28 protein-coding genes and 2 pseudogenes are annotated in these 26,863 nt (G+C 36.9%); 24 read left to right on the top strand and 6 right to left on the bottom strand.

The genetic code is table 11. The features are described 5' to 3' along the window. A pseudogene (locus tag TY15_RS01780) lies at nucleotides 1-238 on the bottom strand (hypothetical protein); the annotation flags it as partial. Nucleotides 239-437: 199 nt separating this feature from the next. Between TY15_RS01780 and TY15_RS01775 the strand changes: the two are divergent. From TY15_RS01775 to TY15_RS01755, 5 genes are all read left to right on the top strand, one after another. Then, on the top strand, nucleotides 438-1,172 hold the full coding sequence (locus TY15_RS01775; protein ID WP_040208109.1) for an urease accessory protein UreH domain-containing protein: 735 nt from the start codon (nucleotides 438-440) through the stop codon (nucleotides 1,170-1,172). Nucleotides 1,173-1,340: 168 nt separating this feature from the next. Continuing rightward, nucleotides 1,341-1,547, top strand: a complete 207-nt coding sequence (gene copZ, locus TY15_RS01770) for a copper chaperone CopZ (RefSeq protein ID WP_040208110.1) — start codon at nucleotides 1,341-1,343, stop codon at nucleotides 1,545-1,547. A 148-nt stretch (nucleotides 1,548-1,695) separates the two neighbouring features. After that, nucleotides 1,696-2,382 carry a response regulator transcription factor gene (locus tag TY15_RS01765; protein ID WP_040208113.1) on the top strand — a complete coding sequence of 229 codons (687 nt, stop codon included), beginning with the start codon at nucleotides 1,696-1,698 and terminating at the stop codon, nucleotides 2,380-2,382. After that, nucleotides 2,383-3,765 (top strand): sensor histidine kinase, encoded by a 1,383-nt coding sequence (locus tag TY15_RS01760; protein WP_040208114.1) that lies wholly within the window; start codon nucleotides 2,383-2,385, stop codon nucleotides 3,763-3,765. Nucleotides 3,766-3,955: 190 nt separating this feature from the next. Continuing rightward, nucleotides 3,956-6,400 carry a heavy metal translocating P-type ATPase gene (locus TY15_RS01755; RefSeq protein ID WP_040208449.1) on the top strand — a complete coding sequence of 815 codons (2,445 nt, stop codon included), beginning with the start codon at nucleotides 3,956-3,958 and terminating at the stop codon, nucleotides 6,398-6,400. Between the two features lie 324 nt (nucleotides 6,401-6,724). Here the strand turns inward: TY15_RS01755 and TY15_RS23405 are convergent. Continuing rightward, nucleotides 6,725-6,908 (bottom strand): annotated as a pseudogene (locus tag TY15_RS23405) (transposase); the annotation flags it as partial. Between the two features lie 634 nt (nucleotides 6,909-7,542). Then, entirely contained in the window at nucleotides 7,543-9,339 is a 1,797-nt protein-coding gene (locus TY15_RS01750) for an urease accessory protein UreH domain-containing protein (protein WP_040208115.1), read from the bottom strand. A 238-nt stretch (nucleotides 9,340-9,577) separates the two neighbouring features. Between TY15_RS01750 and TY15_RS01745 the strand changes: the two genes are divergently transcribed. Beyond that, nucleotides 9,578-10,462, top strand: a complete 885-nt coding sequence (locus TY15_RS01745) for a patatin-like phospholipase family protein (protein WP_040208116.1) — start codon at nucleotides 9,578-9,580, stop codon at nucleotides 10,460-10,462. A 63-nt stretch (nucleotides 10,463-10,525) separates the two neighbouring features. On the opposite strand, the gene TY15_RS01740 is transcribed toward TY15_RS01745, so the two are convergent. After that, nucleotides 10,526-10,918: an SA1362 family protein gene (locus tag TY15_RS01740; RefSeq protein ID WP_306454196.1), complete on the bottom strand. Its 393-nt coding sequence runs from the start codon at nucleotides 10,916-10,918 to the stop codon at nucleotides 10,526-10,528. A gap of 57 nt (nucleotides 10,919-10,975) precedes the next feature. Further along, nucleotides 10,976-11,920, bottom strand: coding sequence for a DUF1385 domain-containing protein (locus TY15_RS01735; RefSeq protein ID WP_040208120.1), 945 nt, complete (start codon nucleotides 11,918-11,920; stop codon nucleotides 10,976-10,978). A 271-nt stretch (nucleotides 11,921-12,191) separates the two neighbouring features. On the opposite strand from TY15_RS01735, the gene TY15_RS01730 reads away from it, so the two are divergent. The 16 genes from TY15_RS01730 (at nucleotide 12,192) to TY15_RS01660 (ending at nucleotide 24,397) form a co-directional block, all read left to right on the top strand. Continuing rightward, entirely contained in the window at nucleotides 12,192-12,689 is a 498-nt protein-coding gene (locus TY15_RS01730; RefSeq protein WP_040208121.1) for a YqhR family membrane protein, read from the top strand. Nucleotides 12,690-12,768: 79 nt separating this feature from the next. Beyond that, nucleotides 12,769-13,830: a M24 family metallopeptidase gene (locus tag TY15_RS01725; protein ID WP_040208122.1), complete on the top strand. Its 1,062-nt coding sequence runs from the start codon at nucleotides 12,769-12,771 to the stop codon at nucleotides 13,828-13,830. A gap of 19 nt (nucleotides 13,831-13,849) precedes the next feature. Continuing rightward, the gene (efp, locus tag TY15_RS01720; protein ID WP_040208123.1) at nucleotides 13,850-14,407 is read left to right on the top strand and encodes an elongation factor P; all 558 of its coding nucleotides are present in this window, start codon (nucleotides 13,850-13,852) and stop codon (nucleotides 14,405-14,407) included. A gap of 210 nt (nucleotides 14,408-14,617) precedes the next feature. Further along, nucleotides 14,618-15,061 (top strand): PCYCGC motif-containing (lipo)protein, encoded by a 444-nt coding sequence (locus TY15_RS01715; RefSeq protein ID WP_052353678.1) that lies wholly within the window; start codon nucleotides 14,618-14,620, stop codon nucleotides 15,059-15,061. A gap of 10 nt (nucleotides 15,062-15,071) precedes the next feature. After that, nucleotides 15,072-15,755, top strand: coding sequence for a c-type cytochrome (locus tag TY15_RS01710; RefSeq protein ID WP_040208125.1), 684 nt, complete (start codon nucleotides 15,072-15,074; stop codon nucleotides 15,753-15,755). Nucleotides 15,756-16,078: 323 nt separating this feature from the next. Next, nucleotides 16,079-17,134, top strand: coding sequence for a hypothetical protein (locus TY15_RS01705; protein ID WP_040208127.1), 1,056 nt, complete (start codon nucleotides 16,079-16,081; stop codon nucleotides 17,132-17,134). A 13-nt stretch (nucleotides 17,135-17,147) separates the two neighbouring features. Continuing rightward, entirely contained in the window at nucleotides 17,148-17,600 is a 453-nt protein-coding gene (locus tag TY15_RS01700) for a cytochrome c maturation protein CcmE (protein ID WP_040208128.1), read from the top strand. Between the two features lie 26 nt (nucleotides 17,601-17,626). Then, a complete protein-coding gene (locus tag TY15_RS01695; protein WP_040208130.1) occupies nucleotides 17,627-19,609 on the top strand; it encodes a heme lyase CcmF/NrfE family subunit in 1,983 nt (660 codons plus the stop codon). Between the two features lies 1 nt (nucleotide 19,610). Then, complete coding sequence (locus tag TY15_RS01690) at nucleotides 19,611-20,114, top strand: cytochrome c-type biogenesis protein (protein ID WP_040208133.1); 504 nt, start codon at nucleotides 19,611-19,613, stop codon at nucleotides 20,112-20,114. 12 nt (nucleotides 20,115-20,126) lie between these two features. Continuing rightward, nucleotides 20,127-20,501: a hypothetical protein gene (locus TY15_RS01685; RefSeq protein ID WP_040208134.1), complete on the top strand. Its 375-nt coding sequence runs from the start codon at nucleotides 20,127-20,129 to the stop codon at nucleotides 20,499-20,501. Next, nucleotides 20,498-21,496, top strand: coding sequence for a hypothetical protein (locus tag TY15_RS01680; RefSeq protein ID WP_040208135.1), 999 nt, complete (start codon nucleotides 20,498-20,500; stop codon nucleotides 21,494-21,496). The genes TY15_RS01685 and TY15_RS01680 overlap by 4 nt, the downstream gene beginning before the upstream one ends. Nucleotides 21,497-21,520: 24 nt before the next feature. Next, nucleotides 21,521-22,225: an ABC transporter ATP-binding protein gene (locus TY15_RS01675; RefSeq protein WP_040208136.1), complete on the top strand. Its 705-nt coding sequence runs from the start codon at nucleotides 21,521-21,523 to the stop codon at nucleotides 22,223-22,225. Further along, the gene (locus tag TY15_RS01670; protein WP_040208137.1) at nucleotides 22,222-22,902 is read left to right on the top strand and encodes a heme exporter protein CcmB; all 681 of its coding nucleotides are present in this window, start codon (nucleotides 22,222-22,224) and stop codon (nucleotides 22,900-22,902) included. Before TY15_RS01675 ends, TY15_RS01670 begins: the two co-directional genes overlap by 4 nt. A 3-nt stretch (nucleotides 22,903-22,905) precedes the next feature. Continuing rightward, nucleotides 22,906-23,667, top strand: a complete 762-nt coding sequence (locus tag TY15_RS01665; protein WP_042373978.1) for a cytochrome c biogenesis protein — start codon at nucleotides 22,906-22,908, stop codon at nucleotides 23,665-23,667. Between the two features lie 12 nt (nucleotides 23,668-23,679). After that, nucleotides 23,680-23,811 carry a CcmD family protein gene (locus TY15_RS23400; protein WP_081799322.1) on the top strand — a complete coding sequence of 44 codons (132 nt, stop codon included), beginning with the start codon at nucleotides 23,680-23,682 and terminating at the stop codon, nucleotides 23,809-23,811. Between the two features lie 73 nt (nucleotides 23,812-23,884). Continuing rightward, on the top strand, nucleotides 23,885-24,397 hold the full coding sequence (locus tag TY15_RS01660; RefSeq protein ID WP_244440865.1) for a TlpA family protein disulfide reductase: 513 nt from the start codon (nucleotides 23,885-23,887) through the stop codon (nucleotides 24,395-24,397). A 57-nt stretch (nucleotides 24,398-24,454) separates the two neighbouring features. On the opposite strand, the gene TY15_RS01655 is transcribed toward TY15_RS01660, so the two are convergent. Then, nucleotides 24,455-25,138, bottom strand: coding sequence for an SIMPL domain-containing protein (locus TY15_RS01655; RefSeq protein ID WP_040208140.1), 684 nt, complete (start codon nucleotides 25,136-25,138; stop codon nucleotides 24,455-24,457). A 278-nt stretch (nucleotides 25,139-25,416) separates the two neighbouring features. Between TY15_RS01655 and spoIIIAA the strand changes: the two genes are divergently transcribed. Next, nucleotides 25,417-26,340 (top strand): stage III sporulation protein AA, encoded by a 924-nt coding sequence (spoIIIAA, locus tag TY15_RS01650; RefSeq protein WP_040208141.1) that lies wholly within the window; start codon nucleotides 25,417-25,419, stop codon nucleotides 26,338-26,340. Further along, nucleotides 26,341-26,856 (top strand): stage III sporulation protein SpoIIIAB, encoded by a 516-nt coding sequence (gene spoIIIAB, locus TY15_RS01645; protein ID WP_040208142.1) that lies wholly within the window; start codon nucleotides 26,341-26,343, stop codon nucleotides 26,854-26,856. Nucleotides 26,857-26,863 lie beyond the last annotated feature (7 nt).

Genomic DNA, 26,863 nt, shown 5'->3' with positions numbered 1-26,863 from the left:
AGAATGCATGTGCTGCCCCTTCGAATACTTGTTTTTGCTCTGAAATCGCCGTGATCACCATTTCTAAACTTGAGCCTTTAAAATCATTGCCAAATGTATCATTTTCTATCTCATGAATGACCTTAACAAGTCCTTTACGGATTGTCCTAAAGGCTTTTAAGCGATCACTGCTATGTAGAAACCAAGTATGGAAAACTGATTCTTGATCATTTTTATATTGTTCAACTAAAAACTCCATTGTAAATTGCTCTCCTTATCTATTCATAGAATTACCGAAGTAATTTGATTATATATAGAAGGCAATTAGGAAGATATGACAAAAGTTATAAACAGTCCTAGCAATAAACGGCGATTATTTGAACAATGTATGGTCTTCATATCATCTACATCTAATTATGCTATTCTAAGTATATGACAATATGATTTAGGGTGAGTATATGTATAGTTTATTAAGCAAGATAAGTACGTTCTTAAGTGAACCATTTTTTAATATGGCAAATAGTTTAGAATCCTGGCCGATTATTTTTGCCTTAATATTAGGGCTGGTGGGGGCTCTAGCACCATGTCAACTTACAGGGAATATTAGTGCGATTACACTATATGGGAACAGTTCCATTCAAAAAAGAATTCGCTGGGGGGATGTTTTCAGCTTTATTTTGGGTAAAATAGTTGCGTTCTCTCTTTTGGGTGGATTGGTCTGGATGTTGGGGAGAGGGATTGAACAAAATTTAATTGTATATTTTCCTTGGTTGCGGAAGATGATGGGTCCTATCTTAATGATTGTGGGCTTATATATGTTCGGTTTAATAAAATTTAAAGGAACTTTTTATTTATTTAAGTGGTCTAAGGAAAACAAGCGAGAAAATCGCTTTGGTTCATTCATGCTTGGGCTTAGTTTTTCACTTGCTTTCTGTCCGACAATGTTTATTCTTTATTTCGTCACTTTAATGCCAGTCGTGATGACAAGCTCATATGGCTTTATTCTCCCAACCATTTTTGCTCTTGGAACAGCTTTACCACTTTTACTTTTTATTTTGATCATTTGGTATCTGGGTGGAAGCGGACTATTAATGAAAAAAGGACGAAAAGTGGGTATCATTGTACAAAAGATTGCGGGGGGGTTCATGCTGATTTTGGGAATACTTGATACATTAACTTATTGGTCGTTGTGATAAAATAGAAGAATTATTTTAACTTGTGTGTAATTTGTGAAAGTGTAAAAAAAATTTGAGTAAATGTATTATTTTCACTTAACATAGGGTAGGGGGGTATGGTAAGATAGTGAAAAGGAATTCTTAAATTCCTGCAAATTAAGTGAAAAAATGAAAGGAAGTATAATGATGGAAAAAATTACATTAAATGTACAAGGAATGTCTTGTGAACACTGTGTGAAAGCAATTGAAGGAAATGTTGGAGAGCTTAAAGGTGTTAATTCAGTAAAAGTAAATTTGAAAGCTGACACTGTTGATGTGGAATTTAATCAACAAGAAATATCTTTAGATAAAATTAAAGAAACCATTGATGACCAAGGGTACGATGTGGAATAACATCCTAATCGTTTTTCTGAAAGGGGTGACACATACTTGTCATCCTTTTTTTATTTTTCACTATAGGTACCTAGTATACTTATTCTAAAAGGATCATGAAGGTGGACTAAAATCCTTGAAACTATAATAAATAAGCTAGGTGATTGAAATGCATCATATTTTAATAATCGAAGATGAGGAAAATGTATCAGGAGTTCTAAATGCCTATTTAGAGAAAGCGGGATATCAGGTTTATCAAGCAATAACTGGATATGAGGGTATGGAGATTTTTAGGAAAGAAGAGATTGACCTAGTCATCCTAGATTTAATGCTTCCGGATATCAGCGGGGAAGAGATTTGCAAAATAATCCGCCAAAGTTCGGATGTGCATATTTTTATGCTGACTGCAAAAGGTGCCTTAAATGACAGAATTGAAGGACTTAATATGGGGGCAGATGAATATTTGATTAAACCATTCAGTCCAAGAGAACTAACAGCAAGGGTTAATGCTCTTTTCAGAAGGTTAACCGCTAGATTTCCATCCTCAAACGTAATCTTTGATGATGGGAATTTATTGATTGATCGTGATAAAAGGTCGGTAAGTATTAAAAATGAAGTGATCCCCTTTACTCCAAATGAATTTGATATTATATCCACTTTAATTGTGAACAAAGGAAAAGTTCTATCCAGAGAGCAGTTAATTGATAAAATATTCGGAGTTGATTTTAACGGGTATGATCGAACTGTTGATGTCCACATAAAAAATATCCGTAAGAAAATAGAAGAAGACACAAGGAATCCTAAATATGTAGTTACTGTTATGAAAGCAGGCTATAAATTTGGTGGTGTAAACTAAGTGCAATCCATTAATCGAAGACTGAGTATTTTGTTCGTCATATGCGCTTTTGCAGCCATCCTCCTTGTCACCTTATTCGTAAATATAACTGTAACAAACAAGTTTAATCAATACATGATCGACAACCAAAACAAAAGATATGAAAGAATTATATCCTATTTTGAAGAGGCGTATAAACGAGAAGGAAAGTGGACAAAAGACACGGGAATAGAATTAATGCATGAAGCGTATATGGGCAATTATTGTTTAACACTTATGAATCAGAACAAAAAGCCTGTATGGGGAATGAACCCAGATGATTTAACGAATCAGATCCACTTAGGTGACATGCAAGTAAAGGATCGCGGTGTTTATACGTCTAAAACCTTTAAAATTAACGTAGATGGTCATGTAGTTGGATATGTTGATATCGGACAATATTCTTCGTTGCTGCTATCAGAGGAAGACGTAAATTTTAAATCATCAATAAATAAAAGCATTGTTGCCAGTGGTATTTTGACCCTTCTCATCATTATCAGTTTAAGCCTTTATTTTTCAAAACAGTTTTCTACACCCATTCGGGAGGTAGCTAAAATGTCTGTTACACTTTCACAAGGAAATTTTAATACAAAATCAACTGTTAAAAGTAATATGCGAGAAATAGAGGATTTAAGAAAAAGTATTAATATTTTAGCAGAAAAATTAAAGTATCAAGATAAGCTCAGAAAGAGGTTAGTTTCTGATATTACCCATGAGATCAGGACCCCATTAAATGTGCTCCAAAATAACCTTGAGGCAATGGTCGATGGGGTAGTCCCAGTAAAAAAAGAGACGCTCATTTATCTTAATGAAGAAGTGGTCAGATTTGGTAAATTAATAAATAATTTAAATGGTTTAAATGAGTTTGAATCTGAAAGTATCAAGTTAAATTTTGAACCCCTATTATTAGATGGTTTACTTCGAGACCTATGTAAAGATTTTTATATTGCCGCTGATAATAAAAATATCAAGGTAGATTATGATATTGAGCCAAATGGCCATTATTTAATTAATGGTGATAAAGATCAAATTAAGCAAGTGTTTATTAACTTAATCTCAAATGCGCTTAAATTTACTGAAAGAAATGGCCAAGTATATATTAAGTTATACGAAAATAATAAAAATATCATTGTTGAAGTGAAAGACAATGGCATTGGAATTAAGCAGGAGGATTTACCGTTTGTTTTTGAAAGACTTTATCGAGGAGATAAAAGCAGGAATCAAATTGAAGGTAGTGGGATTGGCCTTACGATTGCGAAGAATATTTTACAGCTGCATTATGCAAATATTGAACTTGAGAGTAAAGATGGAGAAGGTACTACGGTCAGAATTTATTTTGAAAAAGTTACGAACATTTTAGAGTAAAACATGTGGCTAAAATTTGACATCCACTCATTCTTCATATGGTCTACATATCATTTCCATATGATATTGTCGAAAAGCAATTATCTATAAGGAGTTGTAGTCACATGAAGAAGCTGACAGTAATGACCAACGACCTAATTTGAGGCGTAAAAGTTTATAGTAAGATGAGGTGATAGCGTTGGAAAAGAGTATGAAAATTGGTGGAATGACCTGTGCCGCTTGTGCAAAAAGAATAGAAAAGGTAACAGGTAAACTTTCTGGGGTTCAAAACGCCAGTGTAAACTATGCAACAGAAAAATTAACGATACAATTTGACGAAGCGATCGTTTCCATTCCTGATATCCAAACAACTATAGAAAAAGCAGGATATGAAGCTATAAATGAATCGAATAAAAAAGTCCTTAAAATTGAAGGAATGACTTGTGCCGCTTGTGCGAAAAGAATTGAAAAAGTAACAAGTAAGCTTGATGGTGTTGTTGAATCCAGTGTGAATTATGCTACCGAAAAATTAACAATTAGTTTTGACCCATCAATGGTAAAAGTTTCCGAAATCATGAAGTCCATTGAAAAAGCAGGCTACAAAGCGATAGAGGAACAAATAACGATAGATACCGATAAAGAGAGAAAAGAAAAAGAAATTAAACTTTTGTGGAGAAAGTTTTTGATTTCTGCGATCTTCACTGTCCCACTCCTAATCATTACAATGGGCCATATGTTCGGAGAACCGATTGGATTTAAGCTGCCAAAAATAATTGATCCGATGGTTCACCCCTTAGCATTTGGAATTTCACAATTACTATTAGTTTTACCCGTATTGATTGCGGGAAATAAGTTCTTTTCAGTCGGGTTTAGCTCATTAGTGAAAGCAAGTCCTAATATGGACTCATTAATTGCGATTGGTACATCGGCAGCATTCCTATATGGCATATTTGCGATCTTTCAAATATACGGGGGAAATATTGATTATGCTTACGATTTATACTTTGAAGCTGCCGGAGTCATCATAACTCTTATCCTGCTCGGTAAGTATTTAGAGGCAGTGACAAAAGGAAAAACCTCTGAGGCGATTAAGAAGCTAATGGGACTTGCGCCGAAGACAGCTATTGTTATTAGAAACGGTATGGAAGTAGAGATTTCGATTGAAGAAGTTGAAGTTGGCGATTTGATTATTGTTAAGCCGGGCGAGAAGATGCCTGTGGATGGAGAAGTTGTGGAAGGGATCACTTCTGTTGATGAATCAATGCTGACAGGTGAGAGTATGCCAGTAGAAAAAAATATAGGCGATTCAATTATTGGGGCAAGTATCAACAAAAATGGATCCATTAAATATAAGGCTACAAGAGTTGGAAAAGATACAGCATTAGCGCAAATAATTAAACTGGTTGAAGATGCTCAAGGTTCGAAGGCTCCGATTGCGAAAATGGCAGATATTATTTCAGGCTACTTTGTTCCAGTCGTAATTGGCATTGCCATTCTTTCAGCGCTCGCTTGGTATTTTTTTGCTGGTGAAACCGGAGTTTTTTCTCTCACCATTTTTATCTCTGTGCTAGTCATCGCATGCCCTTGTGCCTTAGGTTTAGCAACTCCAACGGCTATTATGGTTGGTACTGGTAAAGGGGCAGAATATGGAGTATTAATAAAGAGTGGAGTAGCTCTAGAAACGGCTCACAAGATTAAAACAATTGTATTTGATAAAACCGGTACAATCACAGAGGGCAAACCAAAGGTTACAGACGTAATGGTTACAAATGGAATAAATGAAGAATACCTGTTGCAATTAGCTGCTTCAGCAGAAAAAGGTTCAGAGCATCCTCTGGGAGAAGCTATTGTTAGAGGTGCTGAGGAAAAAGAGTTAGAAATTAAAAAGCTTGATTATTTTAAAGCGATCCCTGGTCATGGTATCGAAGTGAAAATTGATGGTAAAAATATTTTACTTGGAAATAGAAAGCTGATGGTTGAATCTAACATATCATTAGAGGAACTAGAGAGTGTCTCAGATAGATTGGCAGGAGAAGGTAAGACGCCAATGTATGTAGGAATTGACGGTATTATAGCTGGTATTATTGCTGTAGCAGACACGGTTAAAGAAAATAGTAAACAAGCGATAGAACAGCTTCATAAAATGGGTATCGAAGTGGCAATGATTACTGGTGATAATAAGAGGACAGCCGAAGCGATTGCTAAGCAGGTTGGAATAGATCGAGTTTTGGCTGAAGTTCTTCCTCAGGACAAAGCAAATGAAGTAAAGAAGATTCAAAGTGAAGGAAGAAAAGTAGCAATGGTTGGCGATGGCATAAATGATGCTCCAGCTTTAGCCCAAGCGGATATTGGAATTGCAATTGGTTCAGGAACGGATGTAGCCATGGAATCAGCAGATATCGTATTAATGAGAAGTGACTTAATGGATGTTCCAACCGCTATTCAATTGAGTAAAAAAACAATTTCAAACATTAAACAGAACTTATTCTGGGCATTTGGATATAATACGCTCGGAATCCCGGTTGCGATGGGCATCCTATACTTGTTAGGTGGACCACTCTTAAACCCGATTATCGCAGCGGCAGCGATGAGTTGTAGCTCTGTATCTGTTTTATTAAATGCACTCAGATTAAAAGGGTTTAAGCCAGCTAGATAAATCATTTAACCTATGGGTATTCTATTCGTACTTGTAAATAATATGATGGATTGACGAAAGTTTATTCCATTATTATTCAAATACTCCAGCACCGTGCTGGAGTATTTCAGATTGTCGACAAAAGGCATCGAGAGGAATCCATTTCGGTGTCTTTTGTCATTTTTGGATAGGATTGCGGTTAAAATACGTTGATTTCCGCTCCAGGCGCTTGCTTTCCGGGGGGCAGGCGGTGAGCTTCCTCGTCGCTACGCTCCTGCGGGATCTCACCTGTCCTGCTAATCCCCCAGGAGTCAAGCGCCTTCCGCTCCAATCAACTAGTTTGGCTCACACTCTAGCAGGTTGCCAAGTCCAAGTTGCCATTTTCTTTTACATTCATGGCAGCAAACGTAAGCATCGCCAGCATAGACAATTTTTTAAAACCTCTTATGGTTGTCCATCGCATACCATGCTTTTCTTTCGCATCTGCAAAGACACGTTCAACCGTCTCTTTGCGTTTCGCATATATTTGTAGATCCCGTGACTATATGTACGTTTTAATCACTGAATGAGGAGAGATTCCTGATTAAATTTAGGCTGTGAACAAAACTCATTAGATTGGAGCGGAAGGCACGAAGACTCCTCGAAAACGCTATCGCATTTCCTTCGTGCATGGGTGGAATCAAAGAAGCAAATCAATGTCCTGCGGGGGACGGGACTGGGGAGACCCCACAGGCGCTTACGAGGCCACTGAAAATTTTACTATTTATATTCTTGTCATAGGATATAGATATAAAAAGGCCGTTTATTGTCCAGGACTAAGATTGAAAGAGGCTTGAGAGGAGATCATTTGAATACCACCTACATATAATTAATATCCTTATTATAAAACAAAAAGGCAATGGAAAGATAGATTCATGACACCCCACTGCCATTTCGAATAAACTAAATGGATTTAAAATGAACCCATATATTCGTTCGGAGAGGCGTCCGCTCGCCCCGTGGAAAGCGAGCGGTAAGCCTCGGAGAACAAATGTACTCTTTATTTTTAAAAGTTTCCTTTCCTATATCATCACAGCCTAAATTTAGGGGACTTGCTGATGTGAATAATGTAATGACAAAAGGAGGATAGATCATATTAGAGCTATGATCCATCCTCCTTTAAGTTAGTCGAGATACTTACTTCTGACTTCTTCTACATTCGCATTATTCACGTCATCGACGACGTCGATCACTCCTAGTAATTCGTCTTCATTTAGATAAATACCATAGGATCCAGTTCGTTCAAAGGTAAGTTCAAGATCAATGACCCCTTTCTTACCAGTAAAATCTGTGACTATTTCTTTTGTCGTAGAGTTCATTATCAAAAAATATCCTTCAGGTGTATCAAAGGAAGATAGGTCTAGGGACATCTTTGTATTTATCCCTTTATTAGCAACCATAATAAGTGGTTCTAATTCATAGCCAGATCCTTTGACTACAATCGTTTGTTCGTTATTTACAATCTGCACCTTTTTTACTAATCGATCAGTAGCCACTTTGCTGATATCCTCGCCATAAATACTTGGTGTCATATGCTGAGCTGCAGTAGCGGTAGATGTGGTGGATGAATCCACCCCTGACGCATTACTGCTTGATGCTTTAACATCGTTAAGATCATCAACCACCTTGATCATTCCTCGTTTCATGCCCATCGAACAGCTAAAAGGAATATCCTCATTACCAGGCGTAAACTCGAGAATGTTTTTACCGTCTTCAAGCCTTTGTTCTATATTCATATCTGGGACAACAATCGTACTATTACAGCTTGAAAGCTCCTCTGCATTGATAACCCACTTAACAGGTATCCCTTTTTTTACATATAGCGTATTTGGAGTATAACCGCTATATTTAACAGACATATCTAGAACCTGAATCCCATCCTTAATGGTCGCTTTGGTAGCATTAGTTGCAGAAGCTGAATTTTCGCCTAATCCTCCGATATTTGCCAACATAGAAGCAGGATTAATATTCATCCCTGCCAGTGCCATTCCCCTATTACTCATAATCAATCCAAGAACAACAATAAGAATTCCGCTGAATTTAAGAATTTTCTTTGTATAGCCTTTACTTAAAAGACTTGATAATGCTCCAAAGGTTAGCATTAATGGTACTGTTCCAGCAGCAAACATGAACATTGAAAGTGCACCACTGATGGCACTGCCAGTTCCTAATGCATAGATTTGCATAGTTTGCAATGGACCGCATGGCATGAATCCATTTAGCAAACCAACAAAAAATGGTGCTTTTGCTCGAGGGGTATTAATCATTTTACAAACAGGTGTTGGTAACTTTAGTTGAAACTTTCTAAAAAATTTAAAGCCGGCCATATTAAAGCCCATCATAATCATGAATACGCCAGCAATCATTTGCAGTGCTGCTTTTGTTGTGATTGAAAGGGCAAATACGGAACCAATTGCTCCAACAATTCCTCCAAGTATGGTATAAGATATAACTCTTCCAAGATTATACAAAATCGCTGGTTTCATTGCTTCAAATTTGTTCTTACTTTCTTTTCCTATCGTTTGAGAAAGCATGATTCCCCCGCACATCCCAACACAATGAAGGGAAGATATCACGCCGACAACAAATAAAACAGCATAAGTAGCATTTTTGAGTTTATCTTCCATATTAAAATTGCCGGAATTTATTCCAAGCAGCAAAATGGCAACGGCCACGATTAGAATGCCAATGAATTTAAAGCTCTTTCCGTTTTCTGTACTGTAGCCGACCCGATTAATGGCAGCTTTTATTTGGTTTATACTACATTCCTCATCGTTAAATTCAAGATCAGCAAATTGTCCGCTAAAATTTGCTTTAACATCGATCACTCCATCCAACTTTTTGACCGTTCTTTCAATTCGCTTTTCACAAGATGTACAGGTCATATCGTACACCTTGATTCTTTCTCTTTTAATACCCATATGGTTCACTACCTTTACCTATTAATTAGAATGATTTAATCATGAATAAAGTTTATGAAATAGATATGTTGATGATATGAAGAAAGAAAGGACTATCGTGAACAAAATGTGGATAAAACTTTCCTAATTAATGAAACGATGTATTTTGAGTGGGAAAATATTCTTCTTGTCCACCGTACTATTTTTGAATTCCGCTGCTTAAAGATGTATCAATGAGTTATCGATAGGAGTGGCTGCCATGAAAATAGACGGCGTTTTTTCTGGAGGGGGAATTAGAGGCTTTGCGCTAATTGGGGCATATGAAGAAATTGAAAGCAGGGGGTTTCAGTTTGTAAGGGTCGCAGGAACAAGTGCAGGATCTATCGTGGCTGCCTTAATTGCGGCCGGTTATACGAGTAAAGAAATCTATCAATTGGTAGATGAGTTTGACCTTCCTAAAATGCTTGATAGCAGAAAAAGCATCGTTCCCTTTGCGATTGCGAAATGGTTGTATGTCTACTGGAAACTTGGCCTATATAAGGGAAATGAACTTGAAAAATGGATGAAGGAGAAATTAGAAGCGAAGGGGATAAGAACCTTTTCAGATCTTCCGCCACATGCACTTCGAGTAATCGCCTCTGACCTATCAAATGGTCGAATGGTCGTATTGCCTGATGATTTAGAAAAATATGGAATACCCCCAGCTTCGTTTTCGGTTGCAAAAGCCATAAGGATGAGTTGCAGTATTCCCTATTTTTTTGAGCCTGTTAAATTAAGATCGATAGATGGGGTGAATATACTGGTGGACGGTGGCGTACTTAGTAATTTTCCTATGTGGCTTTTCGATAAGGACAATGTTAAAAAAGTTAGACCTGTATTAGGGATAAAGTTGAGTCCAAGTGAATATGAACACGAAAAACATACCATAAAAAACGGGATTCAATTATTTGCTGCCTTATTTGAGACGATGAAGGATGCGCATGATCAACGATATATCTCAAAAAAGCATGTCAATAACATCATTTTTATTAAAGCAGAAGGGGTATCCTTAACGGAATTTGAATTAACGGATGATAAAAAACGAAAATTATTTGATATTGGCAGAGAACAGGCAAAGAAGTTTTTGAACAGTTGGGGTTTTTAAAGATTTGTTTTTTTAATTTGCTTACTTAGGTCAACTTCTGTTTCCTAAAAAAAAATCGAGTGTCTATAAAGACGCTCGATTTTTCTTTTTACCCTTTTTTCCATCAATGACAGTTAAATGAGCAGGAGATTTCTTTTTTGTCTTGTTGCTCTTCTTAAGTGATGTGAACGTCCCAAGAGAAGAGGTTTTAGAATTTGTCTCTCCGCTCTTATGCTGTAATCGTTTTTTTGATTTTTTTGCTGCTTTAAGAAATGCCCGCTGCTCTTTTTTCTGAGGGCTGGAAGTTGAAAATTTTCGAACAAGGAAATAAATCACCAACCCGATTAATGCTATGACAGCTATACCCTGAATGAAACCGGCAGGATTAGCTGAAAAAGACCCATAAATGCCCAGTAATGCAAGAATAATAAGTACCCCAACAATAATAGTAGATGTCCGATTTTTCAAGAAAGCCACCTCCCTAAGAGCATCTTAAGCATTTTTTTAGTCTTTTAAACACGATAATAAAAAGATTTAGACAATTTCTTCACTTTCTATTCCAAACTCTGTTTCCTGTTCTCTTCTTAACAATTCGTTAAAAGAAAGGATCGCCACTTCTACTTGATCATTATTTGGTTCTTTTGTCGTTAATAATTGAAGCCAAAGTCCAGGAAGTCCTAAGTACTTTAACACGGGAACATTACGCAGTTTGTTAGTGACTTGGAGAACTTCAAATGCAATTCCTAATACCACTGGTATTAACAAGAGACGATCAACAATTCGTAACCAAAGTGGTGATGTGGGAACAAGCATGTAGACAAAGACTCCAACAACAACCGTAAACAGGATAAAACTACTGCCACAGCGATAGTGGAGACGAGAGTGCGCCTGAACATTTTCAACCGTAAGTTCGACTCCGGCCTCAAAGGTGTTTATTACTTTATGCTCAGCACCATGATATTGAAACACTCTTTTTATTAGTGGTGTGAGCGATACAAAATATATATATGAAAGGAGCAGTATAAGTTTAAAAAAGCCTTCTACTAAAACTTGAGCAAAATCAGTTGGGAAAATGGGCTTTGTTAGTACTGCTAAAAAGATAGGTATTAACGTAAGAGCAAACTTTCCAAATAAAAACGAGAGAACTCCTATAACGGCTACCCCTAAATACACAGATAATTTTGGAACTTCCTTTTCTTTTAACGTTTCATCGTCTTTCGGATCAACATCAAATCTTTCAGTGGAGAAGTTTAAGTGCTTCGATCCATTAGCACTAGCTTCAATAATGGAAATTATTCCGCGAATGAAAGGAATTTTTTTTAGAACAGTAAAAGCTGAATTTGTTTTTCGTGGTACATGAAAGTAGTCAACAGAACGATCATTTCTGCGAATTGCGGTAACATAATGATGTTTCCCGCCAAACATGACCCCTTCAACAACCGCTTGGCCGCCATAAACGGGCTTTTGAGAATTGGACATAATTATTAACACCAACCTATATCAAAGTTGCACAATAGCAGAAATAAAAAATCTGTTTGTACTTACAAGTATTCTACTAGAAAAATGAAAAAACCTCTAGGATGACATAATATTTCCATTAAAATCAATAAAAAATTTTTTATATGTAAAGATTGAATTTCTAGGGGCATAATAATCATGGAATTTAGCATAGTTGAAATTCTATGATTATGATCTGGAATTAGGTAAAAGCACTTCTAACATAAACTTGAATCAAACGGAGGTAGTAATAATGGCAAATGATCAAAATATAAAAAATTATCCAAAACCCATGTCTTTTCCTGCTATGGTTTTTTGGACAGGCTTATTCGGAGGGGTTTTTTGGGGTGTGATTGGGTACGTAGCTTATTTTTTTAATTTTACCGAAATTAGCCCGCAAGTCATAATTGAACCTTGGACATTAGGAGAATGGAAAAATGGATGGCTAGGAAAAGTTATTTCGATCTTTATTATTGGGGCTATTTCTGTTGGTGCTGCCTTTGTCTACTATTTGACTTTAAGAAAACTTAAAGGTATGTGGTTTGGTCTTGGGTATGGAATTGCTTTATTCTTAGTAGTCTTTCTTATTCTAAATCCCATTTTTCCAGGGATCAAACCATTTTTTGAGTTAAGCAGGGATACGATCATAACATCCATTTGTTTATATATGTTATATGGAATCTTTATCGGTTATTCCATTAATTATGAGTTTGAACTTAATAAAGTTCAAGTGAAAGAGGCTTCAAGCTAAGAATCAATTAGTCGGATTGTACCAGGTTGTGATAAAATATTTTTGTCCAGATATGGATTGAAAGGGAGAGTGGGAACTGATGGGGAAAATTGAAAAACTAAGATCAACTTTTTCAACACAAGGCATTGATGGGATTTTGATCACCAGTCCATTTAATCGCCGTTACATATCTAATTTTACCGGATCAGCAGGGGTTGTTTTAATCAGTGCCGATCGGGCACAATTTATTACAGATTTTCGCTATATTGAACAAGCAACCAAACAATGCCAAGGGTTTGACATTATTAAATTTTCTAGTTCCATTCCAGAAGAAATTGCACGTCTTGTGAAAGAATTGAATATTCAAAAGCTTGGATTTGAGGAGGATTATTTAACCTTCGCTTCCTTTAAACAATATGATAAAGAAATCTCTGCACAGCTAGTCCCCATTTCAGGTGTAATTGAAAAGTTACGCTTGATAAAGACTGACGCAGAGATTAAGATATTAAAGGTGGCAGCTGATATTGCAGATGCCGCATTTAAGCATATCTTAGACTTCATTCGTCCAGGAAAAACGGAATTAGAAGTTTCGAATGAATTAGAGTTCTTTATGAGAAGGGCAGGGGCAACTTCCTCCTCTTTTGATACGATCGTGGCTTCGGGATATCGTTCTGCATTACCACACGGTGTCGCAAGTGATAAAGTAATAGAAACCGGAGATATGGTGACATTGGACTTTGGTTGTTATTATAATGGCTATGTTTCAGATATGACTAGAACAGTTGCGATTGGTGAGCCAGATGCAAAGCTAAAAGAAATTTATGAGGTTGTTCTTGAAGCGCAGCTAAAAGGTATGGCTGGTATTAAACCAGGTATGTCAGGTAAGGAAGCAGACGCATTAACAAGAAATTACATAACTGAAAAAGGTTATGGAGAATACTTTGGTCATTCAACCGGGCATGGCATCGGACTTGAGGTTCACGAGGGTCCAGCTTTATCGATGAAGTCTGATGTTATTTTAGAGCCTGGAATGGTGGTAACATGTGAACCGGGCATCTATATTGCAGGACTGGGGGGCGTTCGAATCGAGGATGATACCTTGGTAACAACTGATCATAACGAAGCTCTCACTCATTCTACAAAAGATTTAATTATATTGTAAGGATTTAGGAGGAATTATCATGATATCTGTTAACGATTTTAAAACAGGATTAACTATTGAAGTGGACGGTGGACTTTGGCGTGTCCTTGATTTCCAGCATGTAAAGCCAGGAAAAGGAGCAGCGTTTGTTCGTTCTAAACTACGTAACTTACGTAATGGTGCTATTCAAGAAAAAACCTTCCGTGCGGGTGAAAAGGTAGAAAAAGCACAAATTGATAACCGCAAAATGCAATATTTATATGCAAGCGGTGATTCTCATGTATTCATGGATATGGAATCTTACGAACAAGTGGAACTTCCAGGCAGTAATATTGAGTATGAGCTAAAGTTTTTAAAAGAAAACATGGAAGTACACATTATGATGTTTAATCATGAAACCCTTGGCGTGGAATTACCAAACAATGTTGTTTTAGAAGTTGCCGAAACCGAACCTGGTATCAAAGGTGATACATCTTCCGGCGGAACTAAATCAGCAACATTGGAAACAGGATTAATGGTTCAAGTTCCATTCTTTGTAAACCAAGGTGATAAGTTAATTATCAATACAACTGATTCATCATATGTATCAAGAGCTTAATATATTTGCAAGCCTTAGTCCTTAGAAAGCGGGACTAAGGCTTTTTTTAACTTCTTTTCACATGATCATTTCTATTTCCATAGTCATGTATTTTTACTTTTACAAGCTTGAAAACTTCACTAAATAGTAAGAATTAGGAACTATTTGTCGATTCTCTTTTTGTTAAAATGAACTAGATCATATAAATAAAAGGAAGGGGTGAAACAGAATATGAAACGAATTACGTTACTATTATTCCTTTTCACTTTAGCAGCGATAGTGGCTGCAGGTTGCAGCTCAAAAATTGAAAATGTGAAACTTGATAAGAAGCATGCACCACTACCTGATTATGTTTTGAATTCTTCAGAAAAAGTTAAAGAAACATATATTTTAGCTGCTACATACCCAGAAATTGTCTCATCTGTGCCTTGTTATTGCGGTTGTACTGCAGGAGGACACAAGAGTAATTTGGACTGTTTTGTCGGTCAAATTGGAGATGGAAATTCTGTAACGGCTTGGGATGATCATGGAGTTTCTTGTGACACCTGTATTGATATTGCTAGAGATGCCGTAGAAATGCATCTTGATGGAAAAGATACGAAAAAAATATATGACCTGATACAGAAAAAATATGAAGATTTGGGGGAACCAACTCCAACACCAGAGCCGAATTAAGGAGTAATCCATGAAAAAAATATTAATCGGATTCTATCTTTTGGTCATTGTCGGGATTTTTATCTGTATTAGTAACAGTGATATTTTTGGAAGTGAAAATTCTAAGGCAGTAGCCGCTGGAGAAAAAATATATACGGAAAATTGTCTTTCCTGTCATGGTGAAACAGGAAAAGGGGAGGCAGCAAATGTTGGGACTGCTCTTAATAATCAGCATTTTTTAAGCTCAGTATCAGATAAAGACCTTTATAATTACGTGAAATATGGCCGTGAGAATACGGCGATGCCTGCCTATGGACCTAGGTTTTCTGAGACTGAGTTAAAAAACTTAGTTGCTTTTATGAGGGACTGGCAAACGAAAGAAATAGAGTTTGAAGCACCTGTAACAGTTTCAGGTGATCCGGTACATGGGATGGAGCAATATAACTTATATTGTCTCAATTGCCATGGTGATGCAGGCGAGGGGAAACCAAAGATGGGAACAGTTCTTTCTAACCCTCAATATTTGAAATATACGACAGATAAACAAATTTGGATAGCGGCTGCATATGGTCGCGAAGATACACGGATGGGCCCATCCTTAAAAGGTCTTGAAGGGGCTCGTCAGTTAAGTAGGGCCGATATTGCCGATATTGTCAGCTATATTCGTACATTAAAGCCTAAAGATCAACCACAAAATGATTACCTTGAGCCGTAAACAAATAGTTTTTTTGACCTATTTCCATTGACTGGTTGAGAGAAATATTATGATGGTTACACCCTTGTGGATTGATACTAGAATCATAATCCTGACTATAATCTATCCTCTCGCCAGCACCATTGTGTGCTGGATTTTTTTTGATTTGTGAACATTCTGTGGTTATTATTTGACGAAATCATAACGATTTATATCCTTTAACAAAATGTTCATGAGTGATTCAACAAATAGGGATAAAGAACGATTATATTTATTTCAAAGAGGACTATAGTGAAAAATCTTATATTCAACTGAGGGAGTTTTCTATGTCAAGGAGGATAAGCATGGTTATAAAAAAGTGGATAGCATTATTCGTTATTGGATTATTTTTAACAAGTTTTATCACTACAAAAGCTAGTGCTGAAACGGCTTTCCAAGCAGAGAAGTTTCCGTTTAAGGAAATGCAGGTCCAAGTAATGCCAGAGTTTGATTACCCAGAAGATTGGGAATCAAAGGATGTGCCCTCATTACTAGTAGGCCAATATGGAACGATTACAAATAAGAGCGGTCAAGACTATGATGGGAAAATAGAAATTCCTGTTCCCGCTATGGAAAACGGCTTTGAAGCGTATTTAGTAGCAGAGTTTCCAGAGGAAAATAAGCCAGAAGTACAACGTCCTTATGATGTTGATAAAGAAAAAGGAATTGTAACATGGAAGCCGGCAAAGACGATCAAGAATAACGAGACATACCAATTCGTCATCGAATACTATACAAAATCGATCGAAGTTAAAGACACAAAGAGTTTTACATATCAATTGATTAATAATGCAGAAATCGATCAACTAGATGTTGTTTTCTACGCACCAATGGATGCAAAGGAAATTAAGCTTGAGCCTAAGACAGAAAATAATACGAAAAACGAGTATGGTGAAGAGCTTTATTATTATGAATATAAAAATGTTAAAGCTGGGGAAAACCCAAAGTATTCATTCTCTTATAAGAAAGACGGAACAGAATCTACCATGGAGGCAATCAACAAGCAACAGCCGCCTGATGATGAAACCCATAGTGGTGTATCTGCTACCGATCAAGTGGAGAAGAGTGGAACTGATAATTCAAAACGTCCTATTATTGGCGTTGGTGGAGCATCTATTATCGGTATAGCTATCATCATCGCAGGATTGTTTATCTACCTAGGTATCAAGGGGAATGCCTACACACGTCGGAAATCTTCAAAGGGTACAAAACATAAATTACAATCAAATCATGGAAATCGCAAAAAAGAAAAAGACATAACTGCTGATTTTGCAGATGAAAAGAAAGAGTTACGCAAAAAATTGTTAACAGGAAAGATTGATCAGGAAATGTACGAAGAGGAAATGAAAAAATTAATTTAATGAGGTGAGTTGAATGAAAAAAAATACGATTGTGATGCTTGGGGGCTTCATTATTGCTGGTGCAATTGTCTTTCTCCTTATGGCTGCAACCCCAGGTTCGAGTGGAGTTGAATTGACGATGAAGGAACTTTTGGCCACGCAAAATCAACATCAGGACGACTATGTAACGGTTGAAGGGTTATTAATTGAGGATTCGATTAAATGGGATGCAGATAAAATTGAATTAAAATTTGATGTCAAAGACAATGATGGCAACCTCATGCATGTCATCCATAATGGAACAAAACCAGATAATTTTTCAGAAGGGGTTATTACAATCCTTCAAGGTGCACCAACGAAAAAAGATACATTTGTTGCTGAAACAGTGAAAACAAGATGTCCATCCAAGTATGAAGGAAAAGACATGAAAGATTATGATCCAGAAACACATAAAGCAAAGTTAGATCAACCACCGAAAGAAGAATAACAAAGCAAACATAAGAAGGTGACGGAATGTTTTTATTTGCTAACGCAACCATTTATATTGGATTAGCTATTGCAATTTATTCACTACTCATTATTACATTTGGGATTAGTACAAAAAACCAAAAACTGATTAATAGCGGAAAAGGTGGAATGATTGCATTATTTGTTTGTGCCTCATTGGCAATGATCTCCTTATTCTATCTATTAGCGACATCGCAATTCCAATATGAATATGTTAACGACTATACTAGCAGTGAACTACCAATCATTTATAAACTTACCGCTCTTTGGGCAGGGAATGCAGGGTCTTTGTTATTATGGACCTTCTTCCTAACTCTTTATATGATTATGATTGCTTTTTCAAGGAAGATGAAAGGTAACCCAATGGTTCCTTATATTTCAGCTATTCTGATGGCTAACGGGGTTTTCTTCTTCTTTATCTTAGGATTTGTAGCGAAACCCTTTATTTTACTAGATACTGTCCCATTAGAAGGTAAAGGGCTAAATCCAATGCTTCAAAATCCTGGAATGATCATCCATCCGGTTACACTTTATCTTGGCTATGTTGGCCTTGCTATCCCATTTGCATTTGCAATGGCAGCCTTGATTTTGAAAAATGTAGATGATTTCTGGATCAAAATGACAAGACGCTGGACGATTATTGCTTGGTTGTTTTTAAGTCTTGGCAATATCTTTGGTGGTCAATGGGCCTATGTAGAACTAGGTTGGGGTGGTTATTGGGCATGGGATCCTGTAGAAAATGCCTCCTTTATGCCATGGCTAACGGCCACTGCTTTCTTGCATTCAGTGATGATTCAAGAGCGCAAAAACATGTTGAAAATATGGAATATCAGCTTAATTATCGTATCGTACGCGCTAACACTATTTGGGACTTTCCTGGTACGAAGCGGTGTACTTACATCAGTACATGCATTTGCCAATTCTAATTTAGGATTATACTTCTTAATCTTTATGGGCATTGCGGTAATTCTAGCATTATATGTCTTAATGAGCCGCTATAATCTGTTGAAACGAAGTGCAGGGCAATTTAATTCCTTTGTTTCAAAAGAAAGTAGTTTTCTAGTCAACAATTTATTATTAGTTGGTGCTGCATTCGCTGTATTTTGGGGGACTATCTTCCCGTTAGTATCTGAAGCAGTTCGTGGCACAAAAGTAACAGTTGGTCTTCCATTCTTTAATAAAGTAGAAGCGCCGATCCTCTTATCAATGATGTTTGTAATGGCAGTTTGTCCAATGCTTGCATGGCAGCGATCGACCGTTAAAAATTTACGGAAAAACTTCACGATTCCAGCTGTTCTTGCTGTAATTGGCATGGTGTTGATGGTTGTGCTAGGTATCCAAAAAGCATGGGCAGTCATAGGTTATGGCGTTATTATTCTATTATTGATTACCCATTTCTTAGAGTTTTATAGAGGGGTCAAAGCAAGAAGAAAGATGACAAAGGAAACACCGATTGTAGCCTTATATCGCCTCATGATTCGAAATCGTCGTCGATATGGTGGCTATATTGTCCACCTTGGAATCGCATTCATTACGATGGGGATTATTGGTTCACAAAACTATGATTTACAAACTATGAAAACAGTCTCATTAGGGCAATCGATTGATTTACAAGATTATCGAATTAACTATGAGCGACTGGATCAGAAAAAAGAAGGAATTAACGACATTGTCTATGCCGATGTAACAGTTTTTAGAAACGGAAAGAAATTAGGTACTTATCAGCCAGAAAAAGTTTTTTATGGAAATTGGGAGCAACCTTCTTCTGAAGTTGCAATCATTTCCTCGCTTAAGGAAGACTTATACATTGTCTTAAGTGCATGGGAAGATGATGGTAAAGCTACATTTGTAGTAAAAGTTAATCCAATGATGAATTGGTTATGGATAGGTTCCTTTATGATTGTGATTGGTGCGCTGTTTGCAGTTTGGAATGGAAAATATGGTAATGTCACTCCGAGATACACAGGAGTACGTAAAGAGGTGTCATAGAATGAAAAATAAACTTTATCTTGGACTCCTTGTCATTGCGTTTATTTTTCAAGGTTCATTCATTCATGTGGATGCCAAGCAAATTGACTATAAATCACCTGAATTTAAAGCAGTTGCCCAACAATTCGCCTGTACTTGTGGCTGTGGTCAAGATCATTATGAATGTGATCCCAATACATGTAATTTAACCACTGAGTTCAAAGCAGATCTTGTAGAAATGATGAATAAAGGCTGGGATAAGGATAAAATCCGTGAATATTACGTCAATATTTACGGCGAGGAAATACTAACTTCTCCTGAGAAAAGTGGTTTTAGCCTTACCGCCTGGGTTCTACCGTTTGTTGTATTAGGTGCAGCTGCTATTGCTTTGTATTTTATTATCCGTAAATGGGTGAAGAAAAAAGGAACGGAAGAGATCGTCACTGGTTACGAAAATACTGACGAAGAAGTAGAAAGTGAAATCTTTTCTTCCATGATTGATGAGGAACGCAAAAAGTATCTTTAGGATGTGAACAAAATGCATGATATCTCCATCATTTCGATGATTTTTACTGCGGCATTTGCGCTTGTGTGTTTATTTTTAATATTATCACCGTTATTTAAGTGGGATTCATATTTACAAGGCAATTCAAAAAGTCAAGATTTGGCGACGACGAAGGAAGCTTTGTTGTCCACGCTAAATGAAATAGAGTTTGAATACAAAATGGATAAAATTTCACACGCTGATTACAATGTTTTAAAGAAACAATACGAAAAAGAAGTTTCCATCATTATGAAGGAAGAGGAACAAATGGTGGAAACAGGCGTGGATCAAGATTTATTGGCAGAAGTAGAAAAAGAAATTGAAGCTCAAATGAAAAGTTATAATGTGAAAAAGGGGGAAGGAAAGTGATCAAAAAAATCACAGTCTTCTTCCTCGGATTCATGCTGTTACTGCCATTCCATAGCTTAGCAGCAACAGATTCAAAGATTACCGTTGATATGCATTACATCGTTGTCAGTCCTGCTGAGGATGGTTCAACGAACTTGATGAATATGGTGAATTATACGAATACTGCTGCTGAGGAATACAAAGGGGATGGAAAAGGCGAGGCGGTTTTAAATGTAACCCTGCCAGAAGGAGCAAAGGATCTAAATTTTTTAGATAATACCATTGCTTTTAAAGAGGTTGATAAAGGCTTTATCACCACAACTCCAGTTCCAGGAAATCAAACAGTAGTCCTACCATATAGCTATAGAATGGATAAGGGGAAGTCTATCGATTTATCTGTTAATTATTCGGTTCAAATGATGCAAATTCTTGTTCCTGAAGGAATGGGAAGCATTGAGGTTGAAGGGGCAGAAGCAACGAGTCAAGGTCTCTTTAAATTCGATGACCAAAATTACTTTGGATATAGCATTGAGGGATTAACAGAAAACCAAACTTTCAAACTTTCTTATGACAAAGACAAACAGCCTGTTGCTGATGAATCACAAAAGACACAAACATCAACAGAAAGTGGAAAGGATAGTTCAGTTACCCATTCAGCATCGCCAGCCTTTCATAATCCTGGACATTTAAGAATGTGGGCACAGTCACCATTGCATAGCTTTAACCCACATATCTTTTTGATCATTATTGGAGCCATTATAATTGCTGGGATCTCCTATTTTGCTTATTTTAGGCGGAAAGCAAGATTGGAAGAGGCGCGACTTGGAGCCGATAAGGAAGAGAAGGCCTTTAAACAACTAATGACGAAGCAAAAAGCCATCATGGATGGAATTATTGATTTAGAAGAAAACTATGGAGATGGTAAACTCTCTGAAGATGAGTATCAGGCAAAGTTAGCTGCCTATAAACAGCATTTAGTCCAGGTTAAATTAAGCTTACGTAATTTTATAGAGTAGCAGCTGGGATGGGAGGGACTGCAAATGATAGAAATAAAAAAGCTGACGAAGCAAGCTGATAATAAGCTAATCTTACGTAGTGTAGACCTCTCGATAAAAAAAGGGGAAACGGTAGCGATTTTAGGCCCAAATGGTGCAGGGAAAAGTACACTTTTAAAGGTGCTAGCAACCCTAATAAAACCTACTTCTGGGCAGGTCGTGATTAATGGTTTGGATTTGAAAAAGAATGCGATCTCTATAAAAAAATTATTAGGTTATTTACCCCATTCCAGCTTGCTTTACGATCATTATTCTCCATTGGAAAATCTCATTTTCTTTGGGAATATTTATGGGGTTAATAAGGTCGAAGAAAAAGCTATTAAACTAGTAAAAGATGTTGGTTTATCTTTCTTTTTGAATGAGCCAGTCAAGAACTTCTCCCGTGGGATGATTCAGCGGATCGCGATTGCACGGGCGATCGTCCATGACCCAGAAATACTCCTTTTGGATGAACCACACACAGGATTGGATCAAGGAGCTATTTCGATTCTAAACAATGTCATTCTTTCCATGAAGGAAAAAGGTGCAACCACCTTAATGGTGACCCATGATTTCAAACAAGCTGCAGAAATCTGCGACAGGATTATCATTGTGAAAAATGGAAAGATTGTAGATGATTTTGTGATTGAAGATCACAATCTAACATTTGTTTCTGAAAAATACGAGTTGCAAGTGGAGGGGATTTCATGAATCAGATGCGAACAGCCCTCTTTCTAGCTAAAAAGGATTTATATTCAGAACTAAAAACCAAACAGATTTTAGTCACGCAAATTATTTTTGCCGCACTAGTCATTGTTGTTTTTAGCTTTGCTTTTGACCCAGCAAATAATACAACAAAGGCTGTCATTCCTGGAGTTATCTGGGTTATCATTGTTTTTTCTGGTATTTTGGGGCTTAATAGGTCATTTATATCAGAGCAGAGGAATGATACAATCCAAGGTTTATTGGTAGCACCAATGGAGGCAACCAGCATTTATTTAGGAAAGTTTTTAGCAAACTTTACAATGATGCTAATAGTAGAATTGGTTTCGATCCCGTTTTTATTCTTATTATTTGATTTTAAATTTCTTGGCAGCATTCCCTATTTTATTCTAGTAATATTTTTAGGAAGCTTTGGATTTATTGCGATTGGGACTTTCCTAGCAGCTTTGGCAGCTAATTCAAAAAGCAGTGAAATGCTTTTGCCACTCCTGTTATTTCCGATAACAACCCCCATTTTGATCGGGGTTGTCCAGGCAACTCGAATTATTTTAACGAATATGGAGAAGTTTTCGAGTGCATTAGCGTGGATCCAGTTAGTTACTGCGTATGATGTCATATTTTTTGTTGTTTGTTTCTTATTAATTGATTATGTATTGGAGGTTTAAGGTATGAGTATGAATCTCGAACGAGAGAAAGAGGTACTTGTTGGATCTCAATTGGCTGAAACTAAGAAACTAAATCTTTCGAGTATTTTGTATGTTGGTACAGTCATTTCCATGTTAGTTGCCTTATATTTTATCTTTATCTATGCTGCCGAAGAAAAAACGATGGGAGCTGCTCAAAAAATCTTTTATTTTCATGTTAGCTCAGCATGGTTAGCCTTCATGGCGTTTTTTGTCACTTTTGTATGTAGTATCCTTTTCTTAATCAAAAGGAAAAGAATTTTTGATACCTACGCTTATGTTTCAGCAGAAATTGGTGTCGTCTTTACTATTATTGTTTTAACAACTGGTCCGATATGGGCAAAATCTTCATGGAATACATGGTGGGTATGGGAACCACGGTTAATTACAACATTAATTTTATTCTTCATTTACGTTGCTTATATTATGATTCGACAAATGGATGGAGTTTGGGATAAAAAAGCACGTCTAGCAGCTGTTTTTGGCATCATCGGTTTTGCTGACGTTCCGATCGTATTTTTCGCCATTCGCTGGTGGCAAACCAAGTTCCACCCAATTGTGTTCGGTGATGGCCCATCACAATCAGGTGGGGGAATCGAAGGTACTATGCTGACAGCATTGTTTGTTTCACTTGCGGCATTCACGATCCTATACTCTTATTTCCTATATAAGGGAGTATCGTTTGAAAATATGAAGATTAAGGTTGAACGCTATAAAGAAAAATTAAGAGAAGATTTGGATAAATAGGAGGAGTTTATCATGGGTTTTGAATATATGTATGGTGCATATTCAGTAGCTTGGGTTGTTATCTTCGGTTATGTGTTAATTATTGGAAAAAGACATACAAAGCTAAAAAAGGAAATTGAATTTTTAAAGCAACTAGATAAATAGCTAGTATTAGTTGAGGGCCTGTAAAGCATTTGCAGGCCTTTTGTACAAAACCTTACTGGTGTCAGGGGGAAACATGATGAACCAGCGAGTCATCAAATTACTCGTATTGATTCTTATTGTAGGAATGTTTGGCTTTTTTGGCTATAGTTTAGTGTCTAAAGGCAAACATACGGATGTTGGAGATAAGGCATATAATTTCGAATTACCGAATTTAGATGGATCGAATACTAAGCTGACCGATTATAAGGGCAAGGTTGTAATATTGAATTATTTTGCAAGCTGGTGTGCACCATGTAAAGAAGAGCTCCCAGAATTGGAGGCCTTTCAAAAAGAATATGGTGATCAATATAACCTTCTCATGATTAATCGTGGTGAAACTAAGGATAAAATTAATAAGGTAACCGAGAAAAATAAATCTGGAATGAACTATTTATTCGATTATAATGCCAAGGTTTCAAAATTGTATAATGTTACTGGCCAGCCTGAAACCTTTGTGATTGATAAACAAGGAGTAATCAGAGAGCACTTTAATGGACCTGTTACGGAAATGCAGTTATATAACTGGGCAAAAAAGTATGACAAATAGTTAGTTAAACTAGAAAGGATTGAGCCTTGTAATGAGGTTCAATCCTTTTTCAATAGATTATAAAGGTTTTTGATAAGAAACTTGATAATGAAATTCAGTTGATATACTAGCTTTTACCTTGATTTGTCCTGGTTCAAATTGCGTCGTGCTGACTCCTTTCACAAGAGGGACGGCTTGATGAAATAAAGGCTCTACCATGCTACCTGATTCGATAACTAAACTTGGTGTCGGAATGAGTGTAACATTAATCGTGGACGCAATGGTTTTAGCTTTTTCCTTTGCGTTGGTTAGGGCAAGAACTAATGCTTGCTGATAGTATGAATCTCTGTTCTTCGCTGTAAATTGAATGTTTGAGACATAGTTCACCCCGTTTTGGACGCCTGTATCCACTACTGTCCCTACCATCGATAAGTCTTCTATTTTCACTTGTAGAAGATGAGTGATTTTATATCCGCGAAAGATTTGTTTCCCTTGATCATAATCGTAATCTGATTCAATACGGTAATCAAATGTTTGGATCTGATTCTGTGGAATTCCGAGTGCATGGAGAGCATTGATTACTTTAGTGGTCTCAACTGAGTTCTGTTGCTGGGCAGCAATCAATTGTCTAGTCTCAGTTATGACTCCTAGGTTTACCGAAGCTGTATCGGGTGGAACAGCGAGTTCTCCCTCACCTGTTACTTTAATTAAATGCCCCTTATGATGTACGCCATCACGATTGGGCGGCAGGTAATTATACAATGAATTTTTCCTCCTTTTTATTTCATCACTCATCTTAAAATATTGATCATTCTCATTAAATGTTCCTATTTACGAATCTATTCTTTTATATCTTTCATAATGTGTTCTATCATTCTCAGCAAAAAAATAGAAATGTATTAACAGATTTGAAAGTCATATTGTGTCCAAGCAGGCATACATTTTAATTAGTACAAGATCTTATCACTGGAAGTTACTACCGTTCTTTCTGGAGATCGTTTACCAGAAGTTAATGCATATCTATCAAGGAGGAACCATATGTGGAAACGATTCTAAACTTTTTACCCAAAAATATTGCCGACCAAATCAATAAAATCCCTCCTAACCAAAAAGAAGATTTAGAGGAAATACGGATACGGATAAATCGGCCTATTGAATTGACACTTAAGGGGTTTCCCAGATTTATATCGTATATCATTCAGCCTGAAGATGCTTTCCACCTCATGAATAAGATAAGTCAATTCTCCATTTATACCCTCGAGGAAGAACTTAAGCGGGGATATATAACGGTTTCTGGAGGACATCGCATTGGACTTGCAGGCAAAGTCATTCTTGAGGAAGGAAAGGTCAAGGCGATAAGAGATATCTCCTCCTTTAACATAAGAATTGCTCGTGAGAAGGTTGGGATTGCCGAACCAATCATTCCTTTTATCTTTCAAGGGAATTGGTTGCATACCATGCTCATTGGACCACCGCAAACAGGAAAAACCACCTTGTTACGAGATATTGCAAGAATAATCTCTTCAGGGTTCAGTCCTAAAAATCTGCAAGCAAGTAAAGTAGGGATTGTTGATGAACGGAGTGAAATTGCGGGTTGTGTGAACGGTGTTCCGCAATTGACCTTCGGCTATCGTGTGGATGTGTTAGATGCCTGTCCAAAGGCAGAGGGAATGATGATGATGATCCGTTCAATGAGTCCGGATGTTTTGATTGTCGATGAAATCGGTCGCAAAGAGGATGCCGAAGCCATTCAAGAGGCTGTAAATGCTGGAATAAAACTTATCATGACAACACACGGTTCAAATCTAGAGGAAATTAAAAAGCGCCCAACCTTAAAGGATATTATGGACCAAAATATTTTTGACCGTTTTGTGATTCTTAATCGGGCATCAGGGCCAGGAACGATTACTCAGATACTTGATGCAAACGGACACGAAATGACCCAAAAAGTGAGAGTGACATAAATGTTTAAGTTAATTGGTGCTATTATCATTATCGTTGCAACTACTTGGACGGGATTTGAGGCAGCAAGAAGTTTTAGTGAACGACCGAAACAACTTAGAGCGTTAAGGTCAGCATTGCAATCGCTTGAGGCTGAAATTATGTATAGCCACACCCCCTTGCATGAAGCAGCAAGACGGTTAGCTGCACAGCTATCTAAGCCGCTCTCTACCTTTTTTGAAGCCTTTGCAAAAAAGCTTACCGATACTGAAACAACCGTTAAGGATGCTTGGGAAACGAGTCTAAAAGATGTTTGGAAATCTACTGCATTAAAACAAGGAGAATTTGAAATTATGAAGCAATTTGGGGAAACCCTTGGTCGCCATGATCGCATTTCCCAGCAAAAACACATCATGCTAACTCTTGCACATCTGGAGAGAGAAGAAGCAGACGCCATCGACCGACAGGCAAAATATGAAAAAATGGTCAAAAGTCTAGGATTCTTATCAGGATTATTACTGATTATTTTATTATTTTAGGGGGAAG

The organism is Neobacillus jeddahensis (genome assembly GCF_000612625.1).
GTDB lineage: Bacteria > Bacillota > Bacilli > Bacillales > Cytobacillaceae > Neobacillus > Neobacillus jeddahensis.
Note: the sequence above shows the minus strand (reverse complement) of the source record. Positions and strands in the feature narration are given on the sequence as shown.

Bases quoted from the DNA above. Each gene is read 5' to 3' on its own strand.
- TY15_RS01775 (WP_040208109.1), top strand. From the start codon at position 438: ATGTATAGTTTATTAAGCAAGATAAGTACGTTCTTAAGTGAACCATTT.
- copZ (WP_040208110.1), top strand. From the start codon at position 1,341: ATGGAAAAAATTACATTAAATGTACAAGGAATGTCTTGTGAACACTGT.
- TY15_RS01765 (WP_040208113.1), top strand. From the start codon at position 1,696: ATGCATCATATTTTAATAATCGAAGATGAGGAAAATGTATCAGGAGTT.
- TY15_RS01755 (WP_040208449.1), top strand. From the start codon at position 3,956: ATGAAAATTGGTGGAATGACCTGTGCCGCTTGTGCAAAAAGAATAGAA.
- TY15_RS01750 (WP_040208115.1), bottom strand. From the start codon at position 9,339: ATGGGTATTAAAAGAGAAAGAATCAAGGTGTACGATATGACCTGTACA.
- TY15_RS01745 (WP_040208116.1), top strand. From the start codon at position 9,578: ATGAAAATAGACGGCGTTTTTTCTGGAGGGGGAATTAGAGGCTTTGCG.
- TY15_RS01735 (WP_040208120.1), bottom strand. From the start codon at position 11,920: ATGTCCAATTCTCAAAAGCCCGTTTATGGCGGCCAAGCGGTTGTTGAA.
- TY15_RS01730 (WP_040208121.1), top strand. From the start codon at position 12,192: ATGGCAAATGATCAAAATATAAAAAATTATCCAAAACCCATGTCTTTT.
- TY15_RS01725 (WP_040208122.1), top strand. From the start codon at position 12,769: ATGGGGAAAATTGAAAAACTAAGATCAACTTTTTCAACACAAGGCATT.
- efp (WP_040208123.1), top strand. From the start codon at position 13,850: ATGATATCTGTTAACGATTTTAAAACAGGATTAACTATTGAAGTGGAC.
- TY15_RS01715 (WP_052353678.1), top strand. From the start codon at position 14,618: ATGAAACGAATTACGTTACTATTATTCCTTTTCACTTTAGCAGCGATA.
- TY15_RS01710 (WP_040208125.1), top strand. From the start codon at position 15,072: ATGAAAAAAATATTAATCGGATTCTATCTTTTGGTCATTGTCGGGATT.
- TY15_RS01705 (WP_040208127.1), top strand. From the start codon at position 16,079: ATGGTTATAAAAAAGTGGATAGCATTATTCGTTATTGGATTATTTTTA.
- TY15_RS01700 (WP_040208128.1), top strand. From the start codon at position 17,148: ATGAAAAAAAATACGATTGTGATGCTTGGGGGCTTCATTATTGCTGGT.
- TY15_RS01695 (WP_040208130.1), top strand. From the start codon at position 17,627: ATGTTTTTATTTGCTAACGCAACCATTTATATTGGATTAGCTATTGCA.
- TY15_RS01690 (WP_040208133.1), top strand. From the start codon at position 19,611: ATGAAAAATAAACTTTATCTTGGACTCCTTGTCATTGCGTTTATTTTT.
- TY15_RS01685 (WP_040208134.1), top strand. From the start codon at position 20,127: ATGCATGATATCTCCATCATTTCGATGATTTTTACTGCGGCATTTGCG.
- TY15_RS01675 (WP_040208136.1), top strand. From the start codon at position 21,521: ATGATAGAAATAAAAAAGCTGACGAAGCAAGCTGATAATAAGCTAATC.
- TY15_RS01670 (WP_040208137.1), top strand. From the start codon at position 22,222: ATGAATCAGATGCGAACAGCCCTCTTTCTAGCTAAAAAGGATTTATAT.
- TY15_RS01665 (WP_042373978.1), top strand. From the start codon at position 22,906: ATGAGTATGAATCTCGAACGAGAGAAAGAGGTACTTGTTGGATCTCAA.
- TY15_RS23400 (WP_081799322.1), top strand. From the start codon at position 23,680: ATGGGTTTTGAATATATGTATGGTGCATATTCAGTAGCTTGGGTTGTT.
- TY15_RS01660 (WP_244440865.1), top strand. From the start codon at position 23,885: ATGATGAACCAGCGAGTCATCAAATTACTCGTATTGATTCTTATTGTA.
- spoIIIAB (WP_040208142.1), top strand. From the start codon at position 26,341: ATGTTTAAGTTAATTGGTGCTATTATCATTATCGTTGCAACTACTTGG.